Origin of the sequence: Endozoicomonas atrinae (genome assembly GCF_001647025.1) — a bacterium.
In the GTDB taxonomy this organism is placed as follows: Bacteria; Pseudomonadota; Gammaproteobacteria; order Pseudomonadales; family Endozoicomonadaceae; genus Endozoicomonas; species Endozoicomonas atrinae.
Genome location: NZ_LUKQ02000069.1, coordinates 1 through 19852 on the forward strand (window position 1 = coordinate 1; position 19852 = coordinate 19852).

The 19852-nt window shown below is 49.3% G+C and carries 14 protein-coding genes and 1 pseudogene; 10 read left to right on the forward strand and 5 right to left on the reverse strand.

Going from position 1 to position 19852, the window contains the following annotated elements; genetic code table 11:
* Positions 1 to 176: pseudogene (locus tag AK963_RS31985) on the forward strand (IS256 family transposase); the annotation flags it as partial.
* 100 nt (positions 177 to 276) lie between these two features.
* Here the strand turns inward: AK963_RS31985 and AK963_RS11715 are convergent.
* Positions 277 to 1632, reverse strand: coding sequence for a hypothetical protein (locus AK963_RS11715; protein ID WP_066015638.1), 1356 nt, complete (start codon positions 1630 to 1632; stop codon positions 277 to 279).
* A 172-nt stretch (positions 1633 to 1804) separates the two neighbouring features.
* Between AK963_RS11715 and fusA the strand changes: the two genes are divergently transcribed.
* From fusA to AK963_RS11730, 3 genes are all read left to right on the forward strand, one after another.
* Positions 1805 to 3865, forward strand: coding sequence for an elongation factor G (fusA, locus tag AK963_RS11720; protein ID WP_083232595.1), 2061 nt, complete (start codon positions 1805 to 1807; stop codon positions 3863 to 3865).
* 315 nt (positions 3866 to 4180) lie between these two features.
* A complete protein-coding gene (locus AK963_RS11725) occupies positions 4181 to 5350 on the forward strand; it encodes a murein hydrolase activator EnvC family protein (RefSeq protein WP_066015639.1) in 1170 nt (389 codons plus the stop codon).
* Between the two features lie 133 nt (positions 5351 to 5483).
* The gene (locus AK963_RS11730) at positions 5484 to 6947 is read left to right on the forward strand and encodes a S41 family peptidase (protein ID WP_066015640.1); all 1464 of its coding nucleotides are present in this window, start codon (positions 5484 to 5486) and stop codon (positions 6945 to 6947) included.
* A 151-nt stretch (positions 6948 to 7098) separates the two neighbouring features.
* Here AK963_RS11730 and AK963_RS11735 read toward each other — a convergent pair whose 3' ends face one another.
* A complete protein-coding gene (locus AK963_RS11735; RefSeq protein ID WP_066015641.1) occupies positions 7099 to 7608 on the reverse strand; it encodes a hypothetical protein in 510 nt (169 codons plus the stop codon).
* Positions 7609 to 7927: 319 nt separating this feature from the next.
* Here AK963_RS11735 and focA point away from each other — a divergent pair, with 319 nt between their 5' ends.
* From focA to AK963_RS11765, 6 genes are all read left to right on the forward strand, one after another.
* Positions 7928 to 8782, forward strand: a complete 855-nt coding sequence (gene focA, locus AK963_RS11740; RefSeq protein ID WP_066015642.1) for a formate transporter FocA — start codon at positions 7928 to 7930, stop codon at positions 8780 to 8782.
* Positions 8783 to 8938: 156 nt separating this feature from the next.
* Positions 8939 to 9484 (forward strand): LOG family protein, encoded by a 546-nt coding sequence (locus AK963_RS11745; RefSeq protein ID WP_066015657.1) that lies wholly within the window; start codon positions 8939 to 8941, stop codon positions 9482 to 9484.
* Positions 9481 to 10098 carry a YqiA/YcfP family alpha/beta fold hydrolase gene (locus AK963_RS11750; protein ID WP_066015643.1) on the forward strand — a complete coding sequence of 206 codons (618 nt, stop codon included), beginning with the start codon at positions 9481 to 9483 and terminating at the stop codon, positions 10096 to 10098. Before AK963_RS11745 ends, AK963_RS11750 begins: the two co-directional genes overlap by 4 nt.
* A 58-nt stretch (positions 10099 to 10156) precedes the next feature.
* On the forward strand, positions 10157 to 12049 hold the full coding sequence (gene parE / locus AK963_RS11755; RefSeq protein ID WP_066015644.1) for a DNA topoisomerase IV subunit B: 1893 nt from the start codon (positions 10157 to 10159) through the stop codon (positions 12047 to 12049).
* Between the two features lie 230 nt (positions 12050 to 12279).
* Positions 12280 to 13152 (forward strand): tetratricopeptide repeat protein, encoded by an 873-nt coding sequence (locus AK963_RS11760; RefSeq protein ID WP_066015645.1) that lies wholly within the window; start codon positions 12280 to 12282, stop codon positions 13150 to 13152.
* Between the two features lie 249 nt (positions 13153 to 13401).
* A complete protein-coding gene (locus tag AK963_RS11765) occupies positions 13402 to 13971 on the forward strand; it encodes a class I SAM-dependent methyltransferase (protein ID WP_066015646.1) in 570 nt (189 codons plus the stop codon).
* A 45-nt stretch (positions 13972 to 14016) separates the two neighbouring features.
* Here the strand turns inward: AK963_RS11765 and AK963_RS11770 are convergent, their stop codons facing one another.
* Genes AK963_RS11770 through AK963_RS11780 form a run of 3 tightly spaced genes read right to left on the reverse strand, consistent with a single transcriptional unit; the run spans position 14017 to position 19843 of the window.
* A complete protein-coding gene (locus AK963_RS11770; protein ID WP_066015647.1) occupies positions 14017 to 17154 on the reverse strand; it encodes an efflux RND transporter permease subunit in 3138 nt (1045 codons plus the stop codon).
* The gene (locus AK963_RS11775) at positions 17151 to 18416 is read right to left on the reverse strand and encodes an efflux RND transporter periplasmic adaptor subunit (protein WP_066015648.1); all 1266 of its coding nucleotides are present in this window, start codon (positions 18414 to 18416) and stop codon (positions 17151 to 17153) included. The genes AK963_RS11770 and AK963_RS11775 overlap by 4 nt, the downstream gene beginning before the upstream one ends.
* Positions 18413 to 19843, reverse strand: coding sequence for an efflux transporter outer membrane subunit (locus tag AK963_RS11780; RefSeq protein WP_083232596.1), 1431 nt, complete (start codon positions 19841 to 19843; stop codon positions 18413 to 18415). Before AK963_RS11780 ends, AK963_RS11775 begins: the two co-directional genes overlap by 4 nt.
* Positions 19844 to 19852 lie beyond the last annotated feature (9 nt).

A 19852-nucleotide genomic window follows, 5' to 3' on the forward strand; every position in this document is an offset into this window, starting at 1 on the left:
GCGTCATTCGTAAGGCGATCAAGAACCGGAAGATTTTTCGGACTGATGAGTCAGTCATGAAGGTAATCTATCTGGCCATGGAAAAAGCTTCCGAGAAATGGACCATGCCGATCAGGAACTGGAAAGCAGCCATGAACCGGTTTGAAATTATGTTTCCTGACCGGTTCAAGGAGTAATAGTTTTGGTGGCGTTTACACAGAATTATTTACAGGCTCGCTTAACCCAGAAAATTCTACTTTTTTTAAAAAGTAATGCAGTTGGTACTACGTCTGAAAGCTATCCTTCGGCCAATGCATCAGCAAGCTCTTCAAGTGCTTCAGGGTCATGCCAGGCGTTGAGAATTTTCTGGATAACGTCCTGTTCCATGGGAGACTGGTTAATGATATCTGCCATTCCTTCTGCCGCCAGGCAGTTACCACCGAGTCCATAGCAGATGGTGCTGAATGCCTGAAGCTGGTTAATGATATTGACAGTCGACAGGCTTTTCAGGCTAATAAACTGTATGGCATTCAGTACCCGGGGGTGCAGGTGTCCGTTTCGGCCCAGCGAGTGGATGGTCTGGCGAAAAATTTCAGCCAGAATCGGCAACGCAGCATCGTTATTATCAAATGATGTGTTGTTTACAATTTTGTGCCAGCGTTCCTGTTCATCATAAGACCATCTGCGCATCAGAATAGTGAAGTCACTGTTGTCCAGTCCTGGGTTGAATGTCTGAAGTTTTCGAAACGCCTGTAGGCGTGGCATGATACCGGGCCATTCCATATAGATGCGTCCAAGGTCTTCACTTAAGGTCTGGTACTCTGACTTGCTGGTTACCAACCCTGACTCCATAAGCTGTTTGCTGGAAATGCTTTTGAGCGCCTTAGGTGCTTTTCCGTAAGCTTCAGCTGTTGCCATCGGTATTTCCTGATCAGTCATGAATGAGTTAATGGGGTACACAACCCATTCAATATCTTTTCTCTTTTTCTGATTTCTGTTGATGAACTCGGTAATGGCCAGGTTGATGGCTTCAGAAACACAGTCGATTAATGCATTGTCCGGTGCTTCATCAGACTCTTGACGGGACTGTATGGTATCGTGGGCCGTTTCTACCAGCAGGCTTTTGAAGCAGCCAAGGTCTTTTTCGGATTGGTTTATCTTGTGAAATTGAGTCCAGCTACTCTGCAGCTGATCCAGCAGCATTGAAAACCAGCTACTGTCAGTAAGGCCTGACAGCTCATTGCAGTGCCGGCTAAACCCTGTATTAACACTCTTGTTGAGGGCGATGGCAGCCTCGACTGCCTGGCCGTGCGCACTGTTGACCAGAGAATGAATGAGAGAGGCAAGGCGCTCAATTGTGCATGACTGCCAGTTGAAATCGGTAAATGTCTTAGTAAATTGACTCTTTAGTCCCATATATTGGCCAAGTTGATCAGCCTGTCTGGCTGCATCGAGGCAGATGGACTTTATTTTCTCCCGCTCTGCGGTACAGGTCATTGCTGTGACTTTATTCAGTAGCCCATTCCCGGAGTTTTTTCCTGCAACTAATTGTTTTTTCTCATTTAAGCGGGCCAGTGATGAGCCGGAGCCGTTGTGAATGAGTACATTTGCCTGAGCAAGCCACTTGCGAAGATACTGGTAGTCCGAGAGCATCGGAATTGTCCTTTATTATTTCTATTTTTTTTGTCTTTATTTTTTAATTTAGTTCAGGAATAAAGGCCGGGTAATGCTTTATTCCGGTTTATTGACGTCTGGCAAGATAAGCCGTCAAGCGCCTCCATATACTCAGAGCCAATGATAACAATGAAGATGTGAGGCGCTCGTTATGAAAAGCGGCATGGCTGAGTTACACAGCGACCCTATCCGAAATATCGCCCTGCTCGGACACTCTGGCAGCGGCAAGTCAGCCTTGATTGAAGCACTTCTGATACAGTCCGGCGCGATAGTCGATCAGGAGGGGCAGGGAGGGCGAATGGTGACTGACTTTACCCCGCTCGAACAACAGTCTGGTCACTCACTGGAATCCTCTCTCTTTCATCTCCACCACCAAAGCTCTCATATCAATCTGATCGATACTCCCGGGACTCCTGAGCTGTTTGGCCGGGCTATGAGTATCCTGCCTGCCGTTGAGTCTGTAGCACTGGTTATCAATGCTCGACAGGGAGTAGAGCAGGTTGCCCGTAAGTCTTTTGACCTGATGCAGGACAGAAAAAAATGTGGACTGATCATTGTTAATCACTGTGATGCCACTGATGCCAAAACAGAGAACACATTAAGCGCTCTGCAGGACCGGTTTGGTCAACATTGTCTGCCGATTAACCTGCCGTCCAGAGATCATTCGCAAGTCGTGGACTGCTATTTCCAGCCTGACTATAACGCAGAGGTCGCTTTCAGCTCGGTCATCGAGGCTCATGATCGTCTGGTTGAGCAGGTGATTGAGGTGGATGATGACTTGATGGATCTTTACCTGGAGCAGGGCCAGTCTATCGAGCCTCCCCAGCTTCATGATCCTTTTGAACAGTGTTTGAGGGAAGGCCATCTGTTGCCGGTGTGTTTTGTTTCCGCCAGAACAGGCGCAGGGATTGATCAGCTTCTTAGAATCATTAATGAGTTAATGCCTACTCCCGAAGAAGGGAATGCTCCACTGTTTATGAAGAAAGAAGGCTCAAAGATGGGAGAGCCGGGGGAAGCTGTTTCGGTGACTGCTGACCCTGAAGCCCATACGATAGCCCATGTTTTCAAGGTAATTACCGACCCCTTTATTGGTCGTATGGGGGTATTCAGAATCCACCAGGGAACCGTAAAAACAGGCAGTCAGCTCTATATTGGCGATGGACGTAAAGCCTTCAGGGTAAATCATCTGCTGAAACTGCAGGGAGAGCAGTCACAGGAAGTCAGCTCTGCCGGCCCGGGAGATATCTGTGCCGTGGCAAAAGTCGATAACATCCACTTTGATGCGGTGTTGCACGATTCTCATGATGAAGATCATTTCTATCTGGAGCCCCTGGTCTTTCCTGAGCCCATGAGCAGCCTGGCCATTGATACGACTCGTCATGGTGATGAACAGAAATTGTCGGATGCATTGCATCGGATGACGCTTGAGGATCCCAGCCTGACCGTTGAGCATCGAGAGTCTCAGAATGAAACTGTCATCAGTGGTCTGGGTAGTGTACATCTGCAGATGGTTCTGGAAAAAATACAGGCTGTCTATAACATCGATGTGAGTACTCGGTTACCTGGTATCCCATATCGTGAAACGATTCTAAAAGCATCCGAAGGTCATTACCGGCATAAGAAACAAAGTGGTGGCTCCGGCCAGTTCGGTGAGGTTTTTCTGCGGATTGAGCCGTTACCAAGAGGGGGTGGTTTTGAGTTTGCCAGTGAGGTAGTAGGGGGTGTGATACCCAGTCAGTATATCCCGGCAGTAGAAAAAGGCGTGCGTGAGGTGATGAGTACAGGGGCCATTGCCGGTTACCCGATGCAGGATATTCGGGTCGTTGTTTATGATGGTAAGCACCATAGTGTGGACTCCAAGGAAATCGCTTTTGCAACCGCAGGCAAGAAAGCGTTTCTGGATGCCATCAGTCGTGCTGACGCTATCCTCCTTGAGCCTTTTGTGGCCTTGAAAGTGACGGCCCCGGTATGGAGTGTTGGGGATATTACCGGTCACCTTTGTGCTGATCGTGGAATGATTACCGGCTCAGAATCCAGGGATGGGGATGAAGTCTGTATCGAGGCAGAGGCCCCGTTGGCCAGTATTATGGAATACAGTAACGCCTTGAAGTCCATGACTTCTGGTGAGGGTGAGTTTTCCATGACCTTCCGTCGCTATGAGCAGGTTCCTGCCACTATCCAGAAAGCCCTGGTTGCCGAAGCCGGTGTTTGAGCAGCCACTCCCTGGGACACTCAATTCATGGAATTGAGTGTCTTCTTTTCCTCTAAGTAGCTGGCCATATGGAATCAAATATTTCTGCCTACTGGGGTAGGTGCTATGCGAGGCATAACGGAGGGAGCATAGCCGTAGCTATGTGACCGAAGTTGTAACGAAGCAGAGTGCCTGCGCAAGGCAGCAGAAATATCTGATTTCATACGGTTAGTTACTTAAGTGCCCAGCCCTATGGTTTCATGGGCATTATCTATATCTGATCTTTAATTGCAGGCATACTGATAGGGTTTTAGCCAATAGCCAAAGACTCCTCACATGATGCTTTTCAATTCGCAGCTCCCTGAAAAGGGCAGATATAAAAGGATTTTCACAGTACTGTTGTTAGTTGCCTGCTCACTCATTCCCCAGTTGGGTATAAGTAATGAACAGGTCGCAACTGAGGCAGAAATCAGAGCCATTGAAAGTGATATCCAGCATGCGAAGGAGCTATTGGAGTCGCTCAATGCAGCACGAACTTCTGCCCAGAAACAGGTTCAGAAAAACGACAGGGCCATCCAACAACTGAATACTGATATCAGTACACTGGAAACGCGTCTCAAGGAGGGGCAGGGCGAAATAAAAAAGCTCCAGAGCCGTCAGCAACTACTGACGGCAAAGACTGAACAGCAGAAGATACAGGTTACCCAGAGTCTGCAATCGCTTTATAAAAGTCTGGGTGACAGTCGCATCAAGCTGTTACTGAACCAGGAGGATCCGGAAACGGTTTCCCGACAACTGGTTTATCTTGACTACTTTCAAAAGGCACAGCTTCAGTCCATTCGTGAGTATGAGAAAACCCTTGCGGAGCTGAAATCTGTTGAGAGTGCCCAGCAATCACTTGTTACCCGACTTAATCAGGAAAAAGCCGTGATTGACCAGAAAAAGCAGTCCCTGGTCAAACAGCAATCTGAGCGTAAAAAACTGCTGAGTGAGTTGGCGAGTCGTTATCGAAAGGGAGGAAAGGAGCTTAAACAGCTCGAACAGGAACGGGAAAAGCTGGATAAGATGCTTGCCAGTATTATCAGCCGGCAGCTCAGCAACAGCGAGTCTTTCAAAAGTCGTAAAGGCAAGCTGTTATGGCCAGTGAAAGGGCGCGTTTTGTTTAAGTTCAACGATCAAAATCCGGAAACACGCATGCGCTGGCAGGGCATGTTCATTGCTGCAACCTCCGGAACGACGGTTAATGCAGTGCATGATGGACGGGTTATCTTTGCTGATTGGCTGAGCAGTTATGGTCTTTTGGCGATCGTTGACCATGGTGATAATTTCCTGACGCTTTATGCCCACAATGACTCTATTCTCAGGCAGGAAGGTGATACTGTTCTGGCGGGTGAGCCGCTGGCGTTAAGTGGTCAGAGTGGTGGACAGCAAAATGAGGGGGTTTATTTTGAGGTGCGTCTGAATGGCAAACCCCAGAACCCTTCTCTATGGCTCGGCAGAGATTGAGGAAAAGGAATCCAGTACATTGAAAGCATGGACTGGTATCGGGCAGTATCCCGAATTCAGTGTAGTTTCAACCGGTGAGACCGATAAGTAATTCCTATACTTCACTGATTTAAAATAATGCTCGGGAGCATTCATGAATTTGATTTTCAACCTTAACCGGCTTTTCAAGGCATCGTCTCTGGTGCTGGCTACCGGGCTGGCATTGAATGGCTGGGCTGATACGGCTGGTCAGGGATCGGAGGTTTCGGACACTCCTGCCTCTGAAAATAACAGTCAGTCTGCAGTTGCTCAGGACTCCGGGCATGCTGAGCAGCCCAAAGGAAAACTGCCACTGGATGACCTTCGGGCCTTTACTGAAGTGATGGAGCGAATTAAAAAAGCGTATGTTGAGGAAGTGGATGACAGGACATTGCTTGAAAATGCCATTCAGGGGATGCTCAGCGGGCTTGATCCTCACTCTGCCTATCTGAAACCTGATGATTTCAAGGAACTGGAAGAAAATACTTCCGGCGAATTTGGTGGTCTGGGCATTGAAGTGGGCATGGAAGATGGTTTTATCAAGGTGGTGAGCCCCATTGATGATACACCTGCCTCAAAAGCCGGAGTTCAGGCAGGGGATTTGATCATCAAGTTGGATGATGTGTCGGTTAAGGGAATGAGCCTGGGAGAGTCGGTTGATAAAATGCGTGGTAAAGCGGGCACCCCTATCAAGTTGACTATTGTTCGTGAGGGTGAGGAGAAACCGCTTGAGATCGCTCTGGAGCGTGCAGTTATTAAAGTTCAGAGTGTAAGGGCCAAGCACCTTGAGCCGGGTTATGGCTATATTCGTGTCAGTCAGTTCCAGGCGGATACCGGCAATGAGCTGGTCGATACGTTAAAAGCACTCAAGAAAGAGCAGAAAGATGGCAAGCTTCACGGGCTGGTTCTTGACCTTCGCAACAATCCGGGGGGAGTGCTTCAGGCTGCGGTTGGCGTTACTGACGCCTTTATCAGTGAAGGGTTGATTGTTTATACCGAAGGGCGTATTCCAAACTCTGAGTTGAGGTTTAACGCATCTGCTGATGACCCTTCAGAGGGAGTCCCATTGGTGGTATTAATCAATGGCGGCTCTGCTTCGGCTTCAGAAATTGTTGCCGGTGCCCTGCAGGATCATAAGCGTGCTGTTCTGATGGGAACCGAGTCTTTTGGCAAGGGTTCTGTACAAACCGTCTTACCGTTGAGTGTTGATTCAGCAAAGGGATTAAAACTGACCACAGCCTTATATTATACGCCCAATGGCCGGTCCATTCAGGCCGAAGGCATCAAACCCGATATTGTGGTTCAGCGTGCCAAGGTTACCCCGATTGATGCCCCTCAGCAGTATAAGGAAGCGGATTTGCAGAGACATCTCAGCAATGGCAATAAAGATGATGAATCCAACAGTAAGAAAGCCAGATCCAGCAAGACGGAGAAAGAGATAGCAGAGCTGCTGGCTCAAGATTATCAGCTGAATCAGGCGTTGAACGTATTAAAAGGGATGCACATTAACGCAGTTACAGCCGGAAAGCCGGAAGAGAAGAAAACCGCTGCACTTAAGCCAATGAAAACTGCGCCGTAGAGAAAGCCTAAGAGGCTGTCGCAAAAGAGCTGCGCTTGCCAATACCGCGTTAAAAAATAGCTCAAAATGCTCATTTACTATCTGTAAACTGCGCTTTTTCGCCATTTTTTGCCTCGTCTTGCCTGCGCTCGCTGCCTTTTGCGACAGCCTCCTAAAAGCGGTAGGAAACACCAAAACTGATAACGGGCTGCCAGCGGGCAGTTGCCGTTTCATCGAAGTTGTTTCTTGAGATGGATTTCAAACTATTGACCGTAGGGGTTGCAAGGTTGCTCCCCTCATTGTTTTCATAAACAGCACCAATATCGACTCTAACGCCCAGGCGAGCCTGATCGACCATTTTCTTCCAGCCTACACCAAGATATGTCTTGTTGTTATAGCGAGCACTCTGTGAATCTTTAGATAAGTGATGAAAGCTACCAGCAGACATGCTGAAGTTATTATCAAATGGCTGATAATCGATGCGCAGGCCTTTGGCGTTATCCGCTGGGCTTAATGGTTGGTTGCTCAGCTCAATGGTAGAGGAGTGGTCTTTACTTTGGGAAGCTTCAGAGCGTTGTTCAGGAACCAGATCAATAGCGCCCGTCACATTTACATGGTCGTCTGCCTGAGCAGTGCTCAGAACTGTTACTCCTAAGGCAATGATTAACAGATGACCATTCATGGCACCTTTTCCTCCATCCTTCTCTTCATTGGTATGAAGAACCGGAAAACGGTAGCTTTATGCCAGTAGATATTGAACAGCTTTTTTATAAGACAACTTACTTTATCCTCTCTGTATTTATCACAAGAATCAACTGTTCTTTTACGCAAACTCTATCTATTTTTTAATGCACTATTTTTGTTCGCTGATTCATTTTCATGAAGTGTACAGACCATGTACTAAGTATTTTTCGCAATACCCGCTGAATTTACCACTCTGATGCCCGATTCTTCTCACTGATAGACTTAGCGCCAAAATCGATTGGCTGTGGATAACCCCCATGCAAGTTCAAAATATGCCCAACTATGGTGCAGTTCCTCCTGCGGAAATGGCAAAGCTGGCTGAGCAGGCGGCAATAGGCAAAGCAAAAAAACATCCTGAAGTAACCGTGATTCTGGCGATTATGGCCGGTATCTTTGTTGCCATTGCCGGAATGTTTTATTCCGTTGTTATGGCCGGTGCTCAAGGTATGCCTTACGGTATGTCCAAGCTGGTCGGTGGCATCGTGTTCAGTACCGGCCTGATGCTCGTAGTACTCTGCGGTGCAGAACTGTTTACCAGCAGTACTCTGCTGCTGATGGGGAAAGCAACTGGCAAACTGAAGTTCCGTAATATCGTAAAGAACTGGAGTCTGGTTTACGTTGGCAACTTTATTGGTTCTATTCTCTTTGCTCTGCTGATTATTGGTGGCGGTGTCTGGGAAGGCGGCAATGGACAGGTTGGTCTCTCTTCCATGTATATTGCCAAGGCCAAGCTGGGCTATCCATTCTTCCAGGCCCTGATCCTGGGTATTCTCTGTAACCTGCTGGTTTGTCTGTGCTACTGGATGACCCTGAGTGCACGCACGGCTGCTGGTAAAATGATGGCCTGTATTCTGCCCGTAGCAGCATTTGTTGTCGCTGGTTTTGAGCACTCCGTAGCCAATATGTATCTGCTGCCAATGGGCTACATGGTTAAGTCTCTGGCTGGCCCTGAGTTCTGGCAGGCGATTGGTTACACCGCCGCAGACTTCGATATGATCAATCTGACCAACATCTTTATGAATCTGCTGCCGGTAACCATTGGTAATATCATCGGTGGTGGTGTGATGGTGGGGCTGAGCAAGTGGTTTGTGTACCTTCGTGTAAAAGGCTGATCAGTATCTTCCTGAGAAACCATTAAAACGTTTAAAAGCGGCGATAGAGCCGCTTTTTTTGTATTTAATGGTCAGGTCTTCGCTATCTTTTATGTCAGGTGCTCTGGTGGCTGGTACTATCTGGTAAACAGATGAATGTTCAGTGATGGGGAAAGCATGAAATCAGTCGCAATATTCTGTGGTGCCCGGTCTGGTCGTAAGGAAGCATATCGTCAGGCTGCTGAGGCATTGGTGGACTCTTTGTTAGAGCAAGACATCTCCATTGTTTATGGTGGCGGAAATATTGGACTGATGGGGGCGATCGCTGATCGAGCCATTGCTGGTGGTGGTAGGGTGGTGGGTGTTATTCCCCATGCACTCGTCGAACAGGAACAGGCTCACGAAGGTTTGAGTGAATTAATTCATGTGAATGACATGCATGAGCGCAAGCAGAAAATGAATGAACTGGCAGATGGCTTTATAACTCTGTCTGGTGGTGCTGGCAGCATGGATGAATTGTTTCAGGAGATTGCTCATAAGCAGGTAGGCTACCACGGTAAACCCTGTGCCATTTTGAATACTGCTGGCTATTATGATCATTTAGTGGCCTGGTTTGAGAATGCCGTGGATGAAGGCTTTATTACCCAGTACTGGTATGACCAGCTGGTGATTGATCAATCTCCGGCAGAGCTGGTGAATAGAATGATGGGGGCAAGAATATGAAGCCGCTGCTGGTTTATCTGCATGGCCTGAACAGTTCATCCCAGTCCAGGAAAGCCATTCAAACGACAGAGTATGTGCAAGACAGCCAGTTGGATCTTGAGTTATGGATACCCGACCTGCCGGTTTTCCCATCGGATATCGTGCAGTGTTTACAGAGTCACCTCAAAAAGTCACTGAACCTGCGGGATATCTACATCATTGGCAGCTCTCTTGGCGGTTTTCTGGCTACCTGGCTGCAAAGCTGGTTACTGGATAATGGACACAGCCAAAAGGCCAGACTGGTGCTGATTAATCCAGCCGTTGTTCCCCATGAACGATTCGAAGAGTTTCTTGGCCCCCAGAAAAACTTTCATACGGGTGCTGACTGGGTGATGACCGAAGAGTATGTTGAACAGTTGCTCCTTCTGGAAGTAGAACCACCGGCATCACTGGAAAACACGCTGCTCATGGTACAGACAGGAGATGAAACCCTGGACTACCGTCTGGCAGTGGAAAAGTATCAGCAATGCAGGGCTATCGTGCAGGAAGGAGGCAGCCACGCCTTTGATCATTTTGAGAAAATGCTGCCAGAAGTCTTTGGCTTTCTGGAGCATGATTTTCTGACATCCGTTTGAACAAGTCACCGTCCATTCGTTACACTTCCGTCATTATGCGATCAGTCAGCAAGGACTCATGGTAAAGAACGACTACAATGCCGAGGCGATTGAAGTACTCAGTGGCCTTGACCCGGTGCGCAAACGCCCCGGAATGTATACCGACACTACCCGGCCAAATCATCTTGCCCAGGAAATCATCGACAACAGTGTGGATGAGGCTCTTGCAGGTTTTGCTTCCCATATAAAGGTCACCCTGCACAAAGACCAGTCTCTGGAAGTGGTGGATGATGGTCGTGGTATGCCGACCGATATCCATCCAGAACATGGCATCTCTGGTATTGAGCTTATCCTGACGCGCCTGCACGCAGGTGGTAAATTCTCCAACAAGAACTACCAGTTCTCTGGTGGTTTGCATGGCGTTGGTGTATCTGTGGTAAACGCGCTCTCCAGTCGCCTGGAAGTGACCGTTCGTCGTGGTGGCGTGGTGTCATCCATCAGCTTTAAAGATGGATACAAGGACGAAGATCTTCATGAAACCGGCACCTGCGGACGTCGTAACACCGGAACAACAGTTCACTTCTGGCCCGATGCCAGCTACTTCGACTCCCCACGATTTTCCGTACCACGGTTAATGCACATTCTCCGTGCCAAGGCAGTACTTTGCCCTGGTCTTCGGGTTGAATTTGATGACAGGATTTCCGAAGACGTCACCGAGTGGTACTACGAAGATGGCCTGAATGACTATCTCAAAAGTGCGACAAGAGGTTTTGCCGTTTTACCCTCTGAACCCTTTACCGGTTCTCTGAAAGGGGAAAGTGAAGCCGTCGACTGGGCCGTGCAGTGGTTACCCGAGGGTGGTGAACTGTTGACGGAAAGCTATGTCAACCTGATTCCAACCCCGCTGGGCGGTACCCATGTGAATGGCCTGAGAACCGGTTTGCTGGAAGCGATCCGGGAGTTCTGTGAGTTCCGGAATCTCCTGCCTCGTGGCGTTAAGCTCGGTGGTGATGATTTGTGGGAAAACTGTTCCTATGTGCTGTCTGCCAAGCTGGCAGATCCTCAGTTCTCCGGTCAGACCAAAGAACGCTTATCTTCCAGAGAGTGTGCTGCTTTTGTTTCTGGTGTCGCAAAAGATGCCTTTAGCCTCTGGTTGAACCAGCATACCGCTGAAGGTGAACTGCTGGCAGAACTCTGCATCAGCAATGCCCAGAAGCGGATGCGCAAAGCCAAAAAGGTCGCCCGTAAAAAAGTTACCCAGGGGCCAGCGTTGCCAGGAAAGCTGGCAGATTGTGCCAGCCAGGACCTTAGCATGACCGAACTGTTCCTGGTGGAAGGGGACTCGGCGGGTGGTTCTGCCAAGCAGGCTCGTGACCGTGAGTATCAGGCCATCATGCCGTTGCGCGGTAAAATCCTGAACAGCTGGGAAGTGGACTCCTCTGAAGTGCTGGCGTCTCAGGAAATACACGATATCTCGGTAGCCCTGGGGGTTGATCCAGCATCGGACAATCTTGATGGCTTACGCTACGGCAAAATCTGCATTCTTGCCGATGCGGACTCCGATGGACTGCACATTGCAACACTGCTCTGCGCGCTGTTCGTACAGCACTTCCGCCCGCTGGTGGAACGTGGCCATATCTATGTTGCCATGCCTCCACTCTACCGCATTGATGTGGCCAAAGAGGTCTATTACGCCCTGGATGAAGCGGAAAAAGAGGGCATTCTTGAACGTATCCGTGCCGAGAAAAAGAAAGGCAAGATCAATGTTCAGCGCTTTAAGGGACTGGGCGAGATGAATCCTCTGCAGTTGCGTGAGACTACAATGTCTGCAGACACTCGTCGTTTGGTTCAGCTCACCCTGGACGATGAGGAAGAGACGACCCAGCGGATGGATATGCTGCTGGCTAAAAAACGCAGCTCAGATCGTAAGTCATGGCTGGAGTCCAGGGGCAACCTGGTTGAAATCGCCTGATACACATCATTAAACATTAAATCTCAAATAGCTCATTAACGTAAAGTTGTTGAGCTATTCAAGAATTGAGAGAGTTTCATTATGTTGAGACTCTTTTCACTCCCTCCCGCCCAGCTTTATAGACTCGCTGATAAGCCGATATTCACCTCATTGACCCGTTTTCCTGAATCGGGATAAGGTGGAACTGTAACTCAGTTATTGTCTGATGATGGCTAATCCAGGGAGGGTTAATGCCTCATAAACGTATCTTCAAGCTGCTGCTTGCCTGCTGTGTAATACTGAGCTTCTCTTCAGTTAAGGCCCAGCCCTCTGCTGAGATAGATGAACCCCTCTATAAACCGTTTATTGAGCGCTATATTCTTGATGAGCTCAAGAATCTCCGTCAGGATCAGCAGTTCATGCGGACTGAACTGACCAACAAAGTGGCGGAGGCCCGGCTAGATGCTTCAGATCGGGCGGTTCGTTATACAACAGACACCGTTAACAATATCTTTTTCATTATTACTGCTGCGGCGTCGATTCTGGTGTTGCTTGGGTGGCGTTCATTGCGGGAGGTTCGTGAAACCATTAAGGCCCAGGTTGAAAGTCAGGTTTCTCAGATGACGCTGGAATATGAGAGAAGGCTGAATGAACTGGAGAAGAAACTGGTGCTGCGCTCTGAGCAGATTATTTCTGCCCAGGAAAAAATATCGCAAACCAATCAGGTTCACTCATTGTGGATGCGTGCAGGCCTTGAGACGAACCTTCATGAGCAGATCAACATCTATGACCAGATTCTGGAAATCAACCCGGATGATGTGGAGGCACTGACCTATAAAGCTGACTCTTTACTGGATCTTGGTGAGGCCAGATGGGCACTTTCACTGACCAATCAGGCAATTGACCATGATCAGGAGTATGCGCTTGCCTATTGGCAAAGAGCCTGTGCTGAGGCAGCACTTGGACAGCACGATGAAGCCGTTCGAGATCTTGAAACCGCCATACTGCAATCTCCCGCGTTAAAGGATGAAGTTGCCGGTGAGACGGCTTTTGAAGTTCTTCATGACCATCTGTCGTTTAAGAAGTTATTACAGCCAGAACTACCGGATGAAGAGAGTAGTTAGGCGGATTCTGCGAAAACAACTTCACCATACCCCCCAAAGACACAGAGAATCAGGCCTGCAGTGTCTTTGGATTTTTCCTTTTTTAGCCTCAGCTTTCTCTTCACTCAAGTCATTACTTTTAAAAGGAGATTCATCTGGATAAAAAGATGTAAAAAATATGAATCTTTTGTATGCAGTTAGGATTTCCTTTGAGTATAATAACCGAGTTTCTTAGTTGGTTTTTGGGCTTATAGGGGAGATGTGTTGGGTATGGTTAAGCCTGTCAGCTTTGCAGATCCGGAAAAGTGCAGTGAGATATTTGACTCAGAACATCGTGTCGAATGGCAGAACACGCCTCATGTATTGAGTAGTCTGGCTCTTAGTGAAGATACCTTGATTGCTGATGTCGGTGCCGGTACTGGCTATTTTGCCAGCCAGTTTGCCCGTCTTGCACCCAGGGGTAAGGTCTATGCGCTGGACACTGAGTCCAGTATGGTCAGCTATATGGATCAGCGCTTCAGGGAAGAAGGGTTATCCAATATAGAAACCAGGTTGTGTGAGCATACTGACCCCTGTCTTCCTGAGTCGGTTGATATTGTTTTTCTGGCCAATGTTTATCGTTTTATTCAGGATCGTCCCCGTTTTCTGAGTAACCTGCATCAGCAAATCGATGATAAAGCGATGGTTGTGTTTGTTGATTTCAGGGGCGACCACGCCAGGGTAAAGCCAGCCCAGGCTCTGGATGAAGTGCGTCAGGCTGGTTTTCATATTATGAATATGGACAGCAGTGGTTGTCCTGATCATTACATCATGACGTTTAGAAAGGATGCTTGCCTTTAAATGACAAGCATCCGTTTTTTCGTTACTCAAAACGCAGGCAGTAAGTCAGCTCTTTAGAGGAACTTCAGCATCATAAGCTGTGTTGGTAAACCCCCCTTTAATATCTTCAAGCACTGAGTACATACATGGCAGAAGAAGCAGGGTGATCAAGGTGGCGAACAGAATGCCAAAGCCCAGTGATATGGCCATGGGGATCATAAACCTGGCCTGATTGGAGGTTTCCAGAATCATGGGAGCCAGACCACCAAAGGTGGTAAGCGTTGTGAGAATGATTGGGCGGAAGCGGCGATGACAGGCTTCAAGCAAGGCGTCATGTACACCCAGTTTGTCCTTTTCCCGTCGTTCGTTGGCTTCTGTTACCAGAATAAGGCTGTCGTTAATTACTACGCCGCTGAGGGCCAGTACACCCAGCAAGCTGACTACGCTCATGGTATAGCCCAGGGCAACATGGCCCAGCACAGAGCCAATCAGTCCAAATGGGATAATCGCCATGATGATGAATGGCTGACTGTAACTGCGAAATGGAATCGCCAGCAGGCAGTACAGAGCCAGCATCACCATAATGCCGTTCACGAATAGACTGTCCATGCTCTCTTTCTGCTCAATCTGATCCCCACGGAAACCGATATCCAGTCCGGGGTAGCTCTGCTTCAGGATTGGAAAAGTCTCCTCTGACAGCGTCTGGCTCAGGGTCATGGCTTCAGACGATGGGGTAATATCCGCGCTGACAATAACCCGGCGTCGGCCTTCCCGTCGTTGGATGACAGAGGCGGAATAATCACGGGTGATGCTGGCAACCTGCCCAAGGGGAACGTAATCATTACCAACCCGAACCGGTAACTGCTCTAGGTCAAACTCACTGGCACGCTGGTAATCGGGCAGCATGACTTTGATATCAACCTCTTCACTGCCCCGTTGCTGGCGAATAGAGCGCACGCCATTAAAGGCAGAGCGAACCTGTTTGGCCAGCTCCTTTTCATTCAGACCCAGACTTTGCCCGGCAGGCAGCAGTTTCAGGTTCAGCTTGCTGCTGCCGGATGAAAACGTGTTTTCAATATCGACCACACCGGCGTAACCGGTGAGCATCATGGCCAGCTCATTACTGGCTTCTTCAAGCATATTGTTGTCATGATGGCGCATTTCAATGGTGACACCGGCGACATCACTGCCAGGGCCGCTGCCTGCTGATGAGAAACGAATACCTTCAACCCCGGGAATATTACCGGTGGACTCCCGCCAGAGCCGGGAGACTTCTTTGGTGCTCATTGTTCTAACTTCAGAAGGCTGGAGGAAGATACGAACAATGATTATAAATTCGCCATCAAGGTTCCGCTGAATACTGGAGATGCCCTTGACCAGTGCTTTTCCACCGTTTTCATCCATGACTTTCTGTGCGGAGCGTTCCAGTCGATGACGAATGGCTGTGGCGTCTTCCAGAGAAGTTCCTACTGGTAGAGTTGCCCGACCTACCGAAAACTCGGCTTCCACTTTGGGCATGGTGGTAAAGCCCATATGCCCACCAGCAATGTAACTGATCGATGTCATTAACATGGCAATGCCCAGGGCAACCACGAGATAGCGGAATTCCAGCAGTACACGCATCACCGGTTTGTAGAAATGGACAATTAACCGGTTCAACCCTCGGTTGAAAAGGGCCTGTAGTGCCGTGGCAAAGCGAAAGATCAGTGCCGGATTATCATTCTTAAGGTGTACCAGGTGGGCAGGGAGAATGAACAGGGCCTCAATCCAGGAAATGGCAAATACGGTGATCACCACCAGGGGAATGACCTGGAACATCATGCCCATGGTTCCGGGCAGGAACCAGATGGGAATAAACGCTACGATGTTGGTCAGGATGCTGAACGTCAGGGGAACGGCAATATCCTTAACACCGATAATGGCCGCCTGGGCAAACGGCATCCCCTGATTCATATGGTCGTAGACGTTTTCCCCGGCAATAATGGCGTCATCCACCACAATGCCCAATGCGATGATAAAGGCAAACATGGAGATCATATTGATGGATACATCCATGGCGGGAAGGAAAATCAGGGAACCCAGAAAGGCCGTTGGAATACCCATGGTGACCCAGAAGGCCAGGCGCAGATCCAGAAACAGTGCTAGTACCACCAGAACGAGAACCAGCCCTGAAAAGGCATTTTTTAACAGCAGTGCCATACGCTGTTCATAAAGAATGGCATCGTCGTTTACGATTTCCAGAAGGATACCCGGAGGAAGCAGTGCCTGAAGCTGTGGCATCATGTCATGAACTGCTTCAGAAATACCGATGGGTGTCTGGTCACCAACCCGGTATATCTTGATGCTGGTGGATGGTTTGCCGTTATAGAAAAACGAGAATTTACGATCAGCAAAACCATCTTCTATGGTGGCGATTTCATCCAGATAGATATGGCCTCCCTGAGCAGTACTGACCACGGGGACAGAAGAAAAATCTTTTGCCCACTCTTGACGATTATCTACCTCAACCAGTATATCCCCGCCAGCGGTTTCGAGCTTACCGCCGGACTGGGTCACGGCGTAGCGGGAAATGCTGTTGGAAAGGCTATCCAGGGTCAACCCGTAGCGTTCGAGATTCTCTTTATCAACGTAGACTTTGACTTCATATTTGGAGGCCCAGTGCATTTCTACCTGGGTCAGGTAAGACGAACGCAACAGGGTGTCCCGGACCAGACTGGTGGTTTCCCTTAGGGCAACCGGGTTGACATCACCGTACAGAATCAACTCCATGGATTCATGCTGAATGGCCGAGCGGGTAACCCGGGGTTTCTCGGCACCGGCTGGTAGGTTGGTTCGGTTTACTTCACTTTCAATCTCGCCAAGTACCCGGTCCACATTCACATTATTAACCAGCTCGGCGGTAATATTGGCAAAACCACCCAGTGCTCTGGAGTTGACCTGTTTGATCCCTTCAATCCCCCGGATGGCATTCTCAATGGGCAGAACAATACCCATTTCCATCTCATCCGGTGTGGCGCCACTGTAACTGACTGTTATTTTTACCGAGTTCAGCTGATAGTTGGGGTAAACCTCTTTACGGATCTGGAAAGACGTCAGAAGCCCACCAATAATAAAGAACAGCATCAGCAGGTTGGCGCTGACACTGTTGCGGGCCATCCAGGCGATCGGCCCCCGGTTGATCAATGCATCTGACAGACGGCTCATAGTCTCTCCTCTGATGCTGGTTGACCGGATTCATTCAGGGCTATGGCTTGCTTCTTCTTTTCACGTTTATCCGTGCGCAGGGCAATGCCTTCAATGGCTCCGGGCAGAGAGGTGGTCACCAGCTTTTCACCAGCTACCAGGCCACCATTGATCAACACATCATCACGTCCGTGATAAGCGATGGACACTTCGCGGGATTCCAGCTTATTGTCACCATCCATCAGCCACACACGATTGCCTTGTTGCAGCAACCGCCGGGGGAGGCTGACAACATGGTCAATCTGGTGACCACGGATTTCGGCCTGCAGAAACTCATTGACCAGAATTTTGGGCTTGTCCCGGTTTTCCGGTTTGAGGGAGAGGGGGTCTTTGATTTCTACCAGTATCGTCGCCGTTCTGACCTTATCATCCAGTTCGGGTAGCAGGCTGACCAGACAACCCTCACGATACATGTCCTCGGGCCAGCTCACGGTATTTCGGATATGTACCCGGGAGCCCTTACACTCGTTTACTGTCGTATTTTCTCCAGATGCTGGAAAGGTAAGCCATGTCAGATACTGGGCAGGCAGGCTGACTTCCAGCCAGAATGCATCGGTAGCGACCAGGTCAAAAAGATTGGTGTTTTCCTGAATGACGCTGCCAATGCTGACGTGTCGGGCACGTATCTGACCATCAAAAGGCGCCTTGATATGGGTTCGGTCATGGTCAATCTGCGCTTCGGTCAGCTCAGCTTCAGCCCGTTTCAGGCTTGCTTCCGCCTCTGCCAACTGGGGCTTTCGTAACACCAGTCCTATTTCACTGTCTGACAGGGTATTGCCGGAAAGTTCATATTCGAGACGGGCAACTCGGTGTCGGCCTTTTTCCTCTTCTAGCGTTGCCTGTGCTTTTGCCACACCAGCCCTTGCTTTTTGAATGGCCAGTTCATGATCCCGGGGATCAATCTGGAGCAGCACTTCACCTCTGGAAATCTGCCCTCCGGGAATATACTGGTCTGGCAGCCGGGTGATTTCACCCTTCAGACGGGAACGAAGGTTGACTTCATGTATCGCCCTGACCTGACCATTGCCGGTGATCACAGGGCGTGCTGATTCAGTCTGGACGGTGTGAGTCTGCACCAGTCGGGCAACCGTCTGCCCTTTGTGGGCACGGATTCTGGGCTTGCTTTCCAGGTAGTAACTGGCAGCAACCGCACCCAGTACCAGTACCAGACAGGGGGCAATGATTTTGAACCATCGCCTGCTATTATCCAGAGTCAGCTTCATTGCCCAATCGTCTCCGAAGGTACTGTGCTCAGCAGCTCGCCGTTGCTGCCAATGGTTATTATTCTGCCGCCCAGCGACTGATAGAGCGTGATTCGTCGGTCCAGTACCTGACGTTCTATATTCACTGAGCGCAACTGCAAATCAAACAGCCGTTCCTGTGCGTTCAGTACATCAAGGTACTGTTGAATACCCTGGCGATAGCGGGCACTTTCAATATCAAGAATATTGCTGGCCAGTCCGGTCTGCTCCTGCAAACTGTTCAGTTGCTCCTGCTTGCTTTGCTCTTCCAGTAAACTGGTTTCCACTTCCCTGAGAGCTGTCAGAACTGTTTGGGTGTAGTCATAAAACGCCCGGGTTGCCCGGGTTTCCGCCTGCTTCTGCTGACTTGCCAGCTGGCCACCATTAAAGATGGGAATGTTCATACTAATGGCAAAATCGGTTGCCCAGAGATCAAGCAATTCATCCAGATCATTGGTGCTCAGGTTTGCCCCTGCTGTTAAGGTAAACGACGGTAGACGTGCTGAAATGGCTTCAGCAACTTTATGGCGCCGTGCCTGATACTGATACCAGCGATCACGGATATCCGGACGGTTCTCAATCAGCTCCGCAGGTATACCTGTGGAGGGCAGAATAGGTAGCTCTGGAAAGCTGGAGTACTGCCACGACGGTTCTGCAGATGGGCTTTTACCCAGCAGTACGTTGAGTTGGAAGGCCAGTATGTTTTTTCGCCGAAGGGTTTGCTGATGGTCTGCTCGAATTTCTTCCTCGAGCTGCTCCTGACGCCATACCGTACTGATCGAGTCCTGACCGCTCAGGTAACGTAACCGGGAGATTTCGGTAACCTTCCGGATATTGGTCAATTGTGCAGTGAGTATTTCCAGTCGTGCATTCTGCTCTGACAGTTGATACCAGGTCCGGGCAATATTGCCAGCCAGAGAAATCGCTGCTGACTGCAGCACTTCAGAGCTTGCCAGGTATTCATTAACGGCCGCTTCTTTACGGTTACTGAGCCGCCCCCACAGATCAATTTCCCAGTGAGAGTTGAGCCCGAACACAATGTTGTCGTTCTGGTAGATGTTGCCGTTTTCCTGCATGTTCCGGCGGTAGCCTGGTTTGACCGATCCACTCAATGAGGGATACAGACTGGAGCCCTGAATATCCGCTTGGGCAGCAGCTTCTTCCAGTCGTGCCAGGTATGACTTCAGGGAAAAGTTATTGGACAGGGCGTCTTCCACCAGCCGGTTCAATTGGGGGTCGTTAAACTCCTGCCACCAGTAATTGGACGCCGTGTGTTTGCCGGACTGGGTAAATTGCTTCTGCAGATCAGGCATATGCTCTGTCTGGTCTACAGGCATGAATGAACAGCCTGCAAAAGCGCACGGCAGAAGAAAGATCTGTATCAGTTGTCTAATAAGATGGCTGGTCATTAGGCAGGA

Bases quoted from the DNA above. Each gene is read 5' to 3' on its own strand.
- AK963_RS11715 (WP_066015638.1), bottom strand. From the start codon at position 1,632: ATGCTCTCGGACTACCAGTATCTTCGCAAGTGGCTTGCTCAGGCAAAT.
- fusA (WP_083232595.1), top strand. From the start codon at position 1,805: ATGAAAAGCGGCATGGCTGAGTTACACAGCGACCCTATCCGAAATATC.
- AK963_RS11725 (WP_066015639.1), top strand. From the start codon at position 4,181: ATGATGCTTTTCAATTCGCAGCTCCCTGAAAAGGGCAGATATAAAAGG.
- AK963_RS11730 (WP_066015640.1), top strand. From the start codon at position 5,484: ATGAATTTGATTTTCAACCTTAACCGGCTTTTCAAGGCATCGTCTCTG.
- AK963_RS11735 (WP_066015641.1), bottom strand. From the start codon at position 7,608: ATGAATGGTCATCTGTTAATCATTGCCTTAGGAGTAACAGTTCTGAGC.
- focA (WP_066015642.1), top strand. From the start codon at position 7,928: ATGCAAGTTCAAAATATGCCCAACTATGGTGCAGTTCCTCCTGCGGAA.
- AK963_RS11745 (WP_066015657.1), top strand. From the start codon at position 8,939: ATGAAATCAGTCGCAATATTCTGTGGTGCCCGGTCTGGTCGTAAGGAA.
- AK963_RS11750 (WP_066015643.1), top strand. From the start codon at position 9,481: ATGAAGCCGCTGCTGGTTTATCTGCATGGCCTGAACAGTTCATCCCAG.
- parE (WP_066015644.1), top strand. From the start codon at position 10,157: ATGGTAAAGAACGACTACAATGCCGAGGCGATTGAAGTACTCAGTGGC.
- AK963_RS11760 (WP_066015645.1), top strand. From the start codon at position 12,280: ATGCCTCATAAACGTATCTTCAAGCTGCTGCTTGCCTGCTGTGTAATA.
- AK963_RS11765 (WP_066015646.1), top strand. From the start codon at position 13,402: ATGGTTAAGCCTGTCAGCTTTGCAGATCCGGAAAAGTGCAGTGAGATA.
- AK963_RS11770 (WP_066015647.1), bottom strand. From the start codon at position 17,154: ATGAGCCGTCTGTCAGATGCATTGATCAACCGGGGGCCGATCGCCTGG.
- AK963_RS11775 (WP_066015648.1), bottom strand. From the start codon at position 18,416: ATGAAGCTGACTCTGGATAATAGCAGGCGATGGTTCAAAATCATTGCC.
- AK963_RS11780 (WP_083232596.1), bottom strand. From the start codon at position 19,843: ATGACCAGCCATCTTATTAGACAACTGATACAGATCTTTCTTCTGCCG.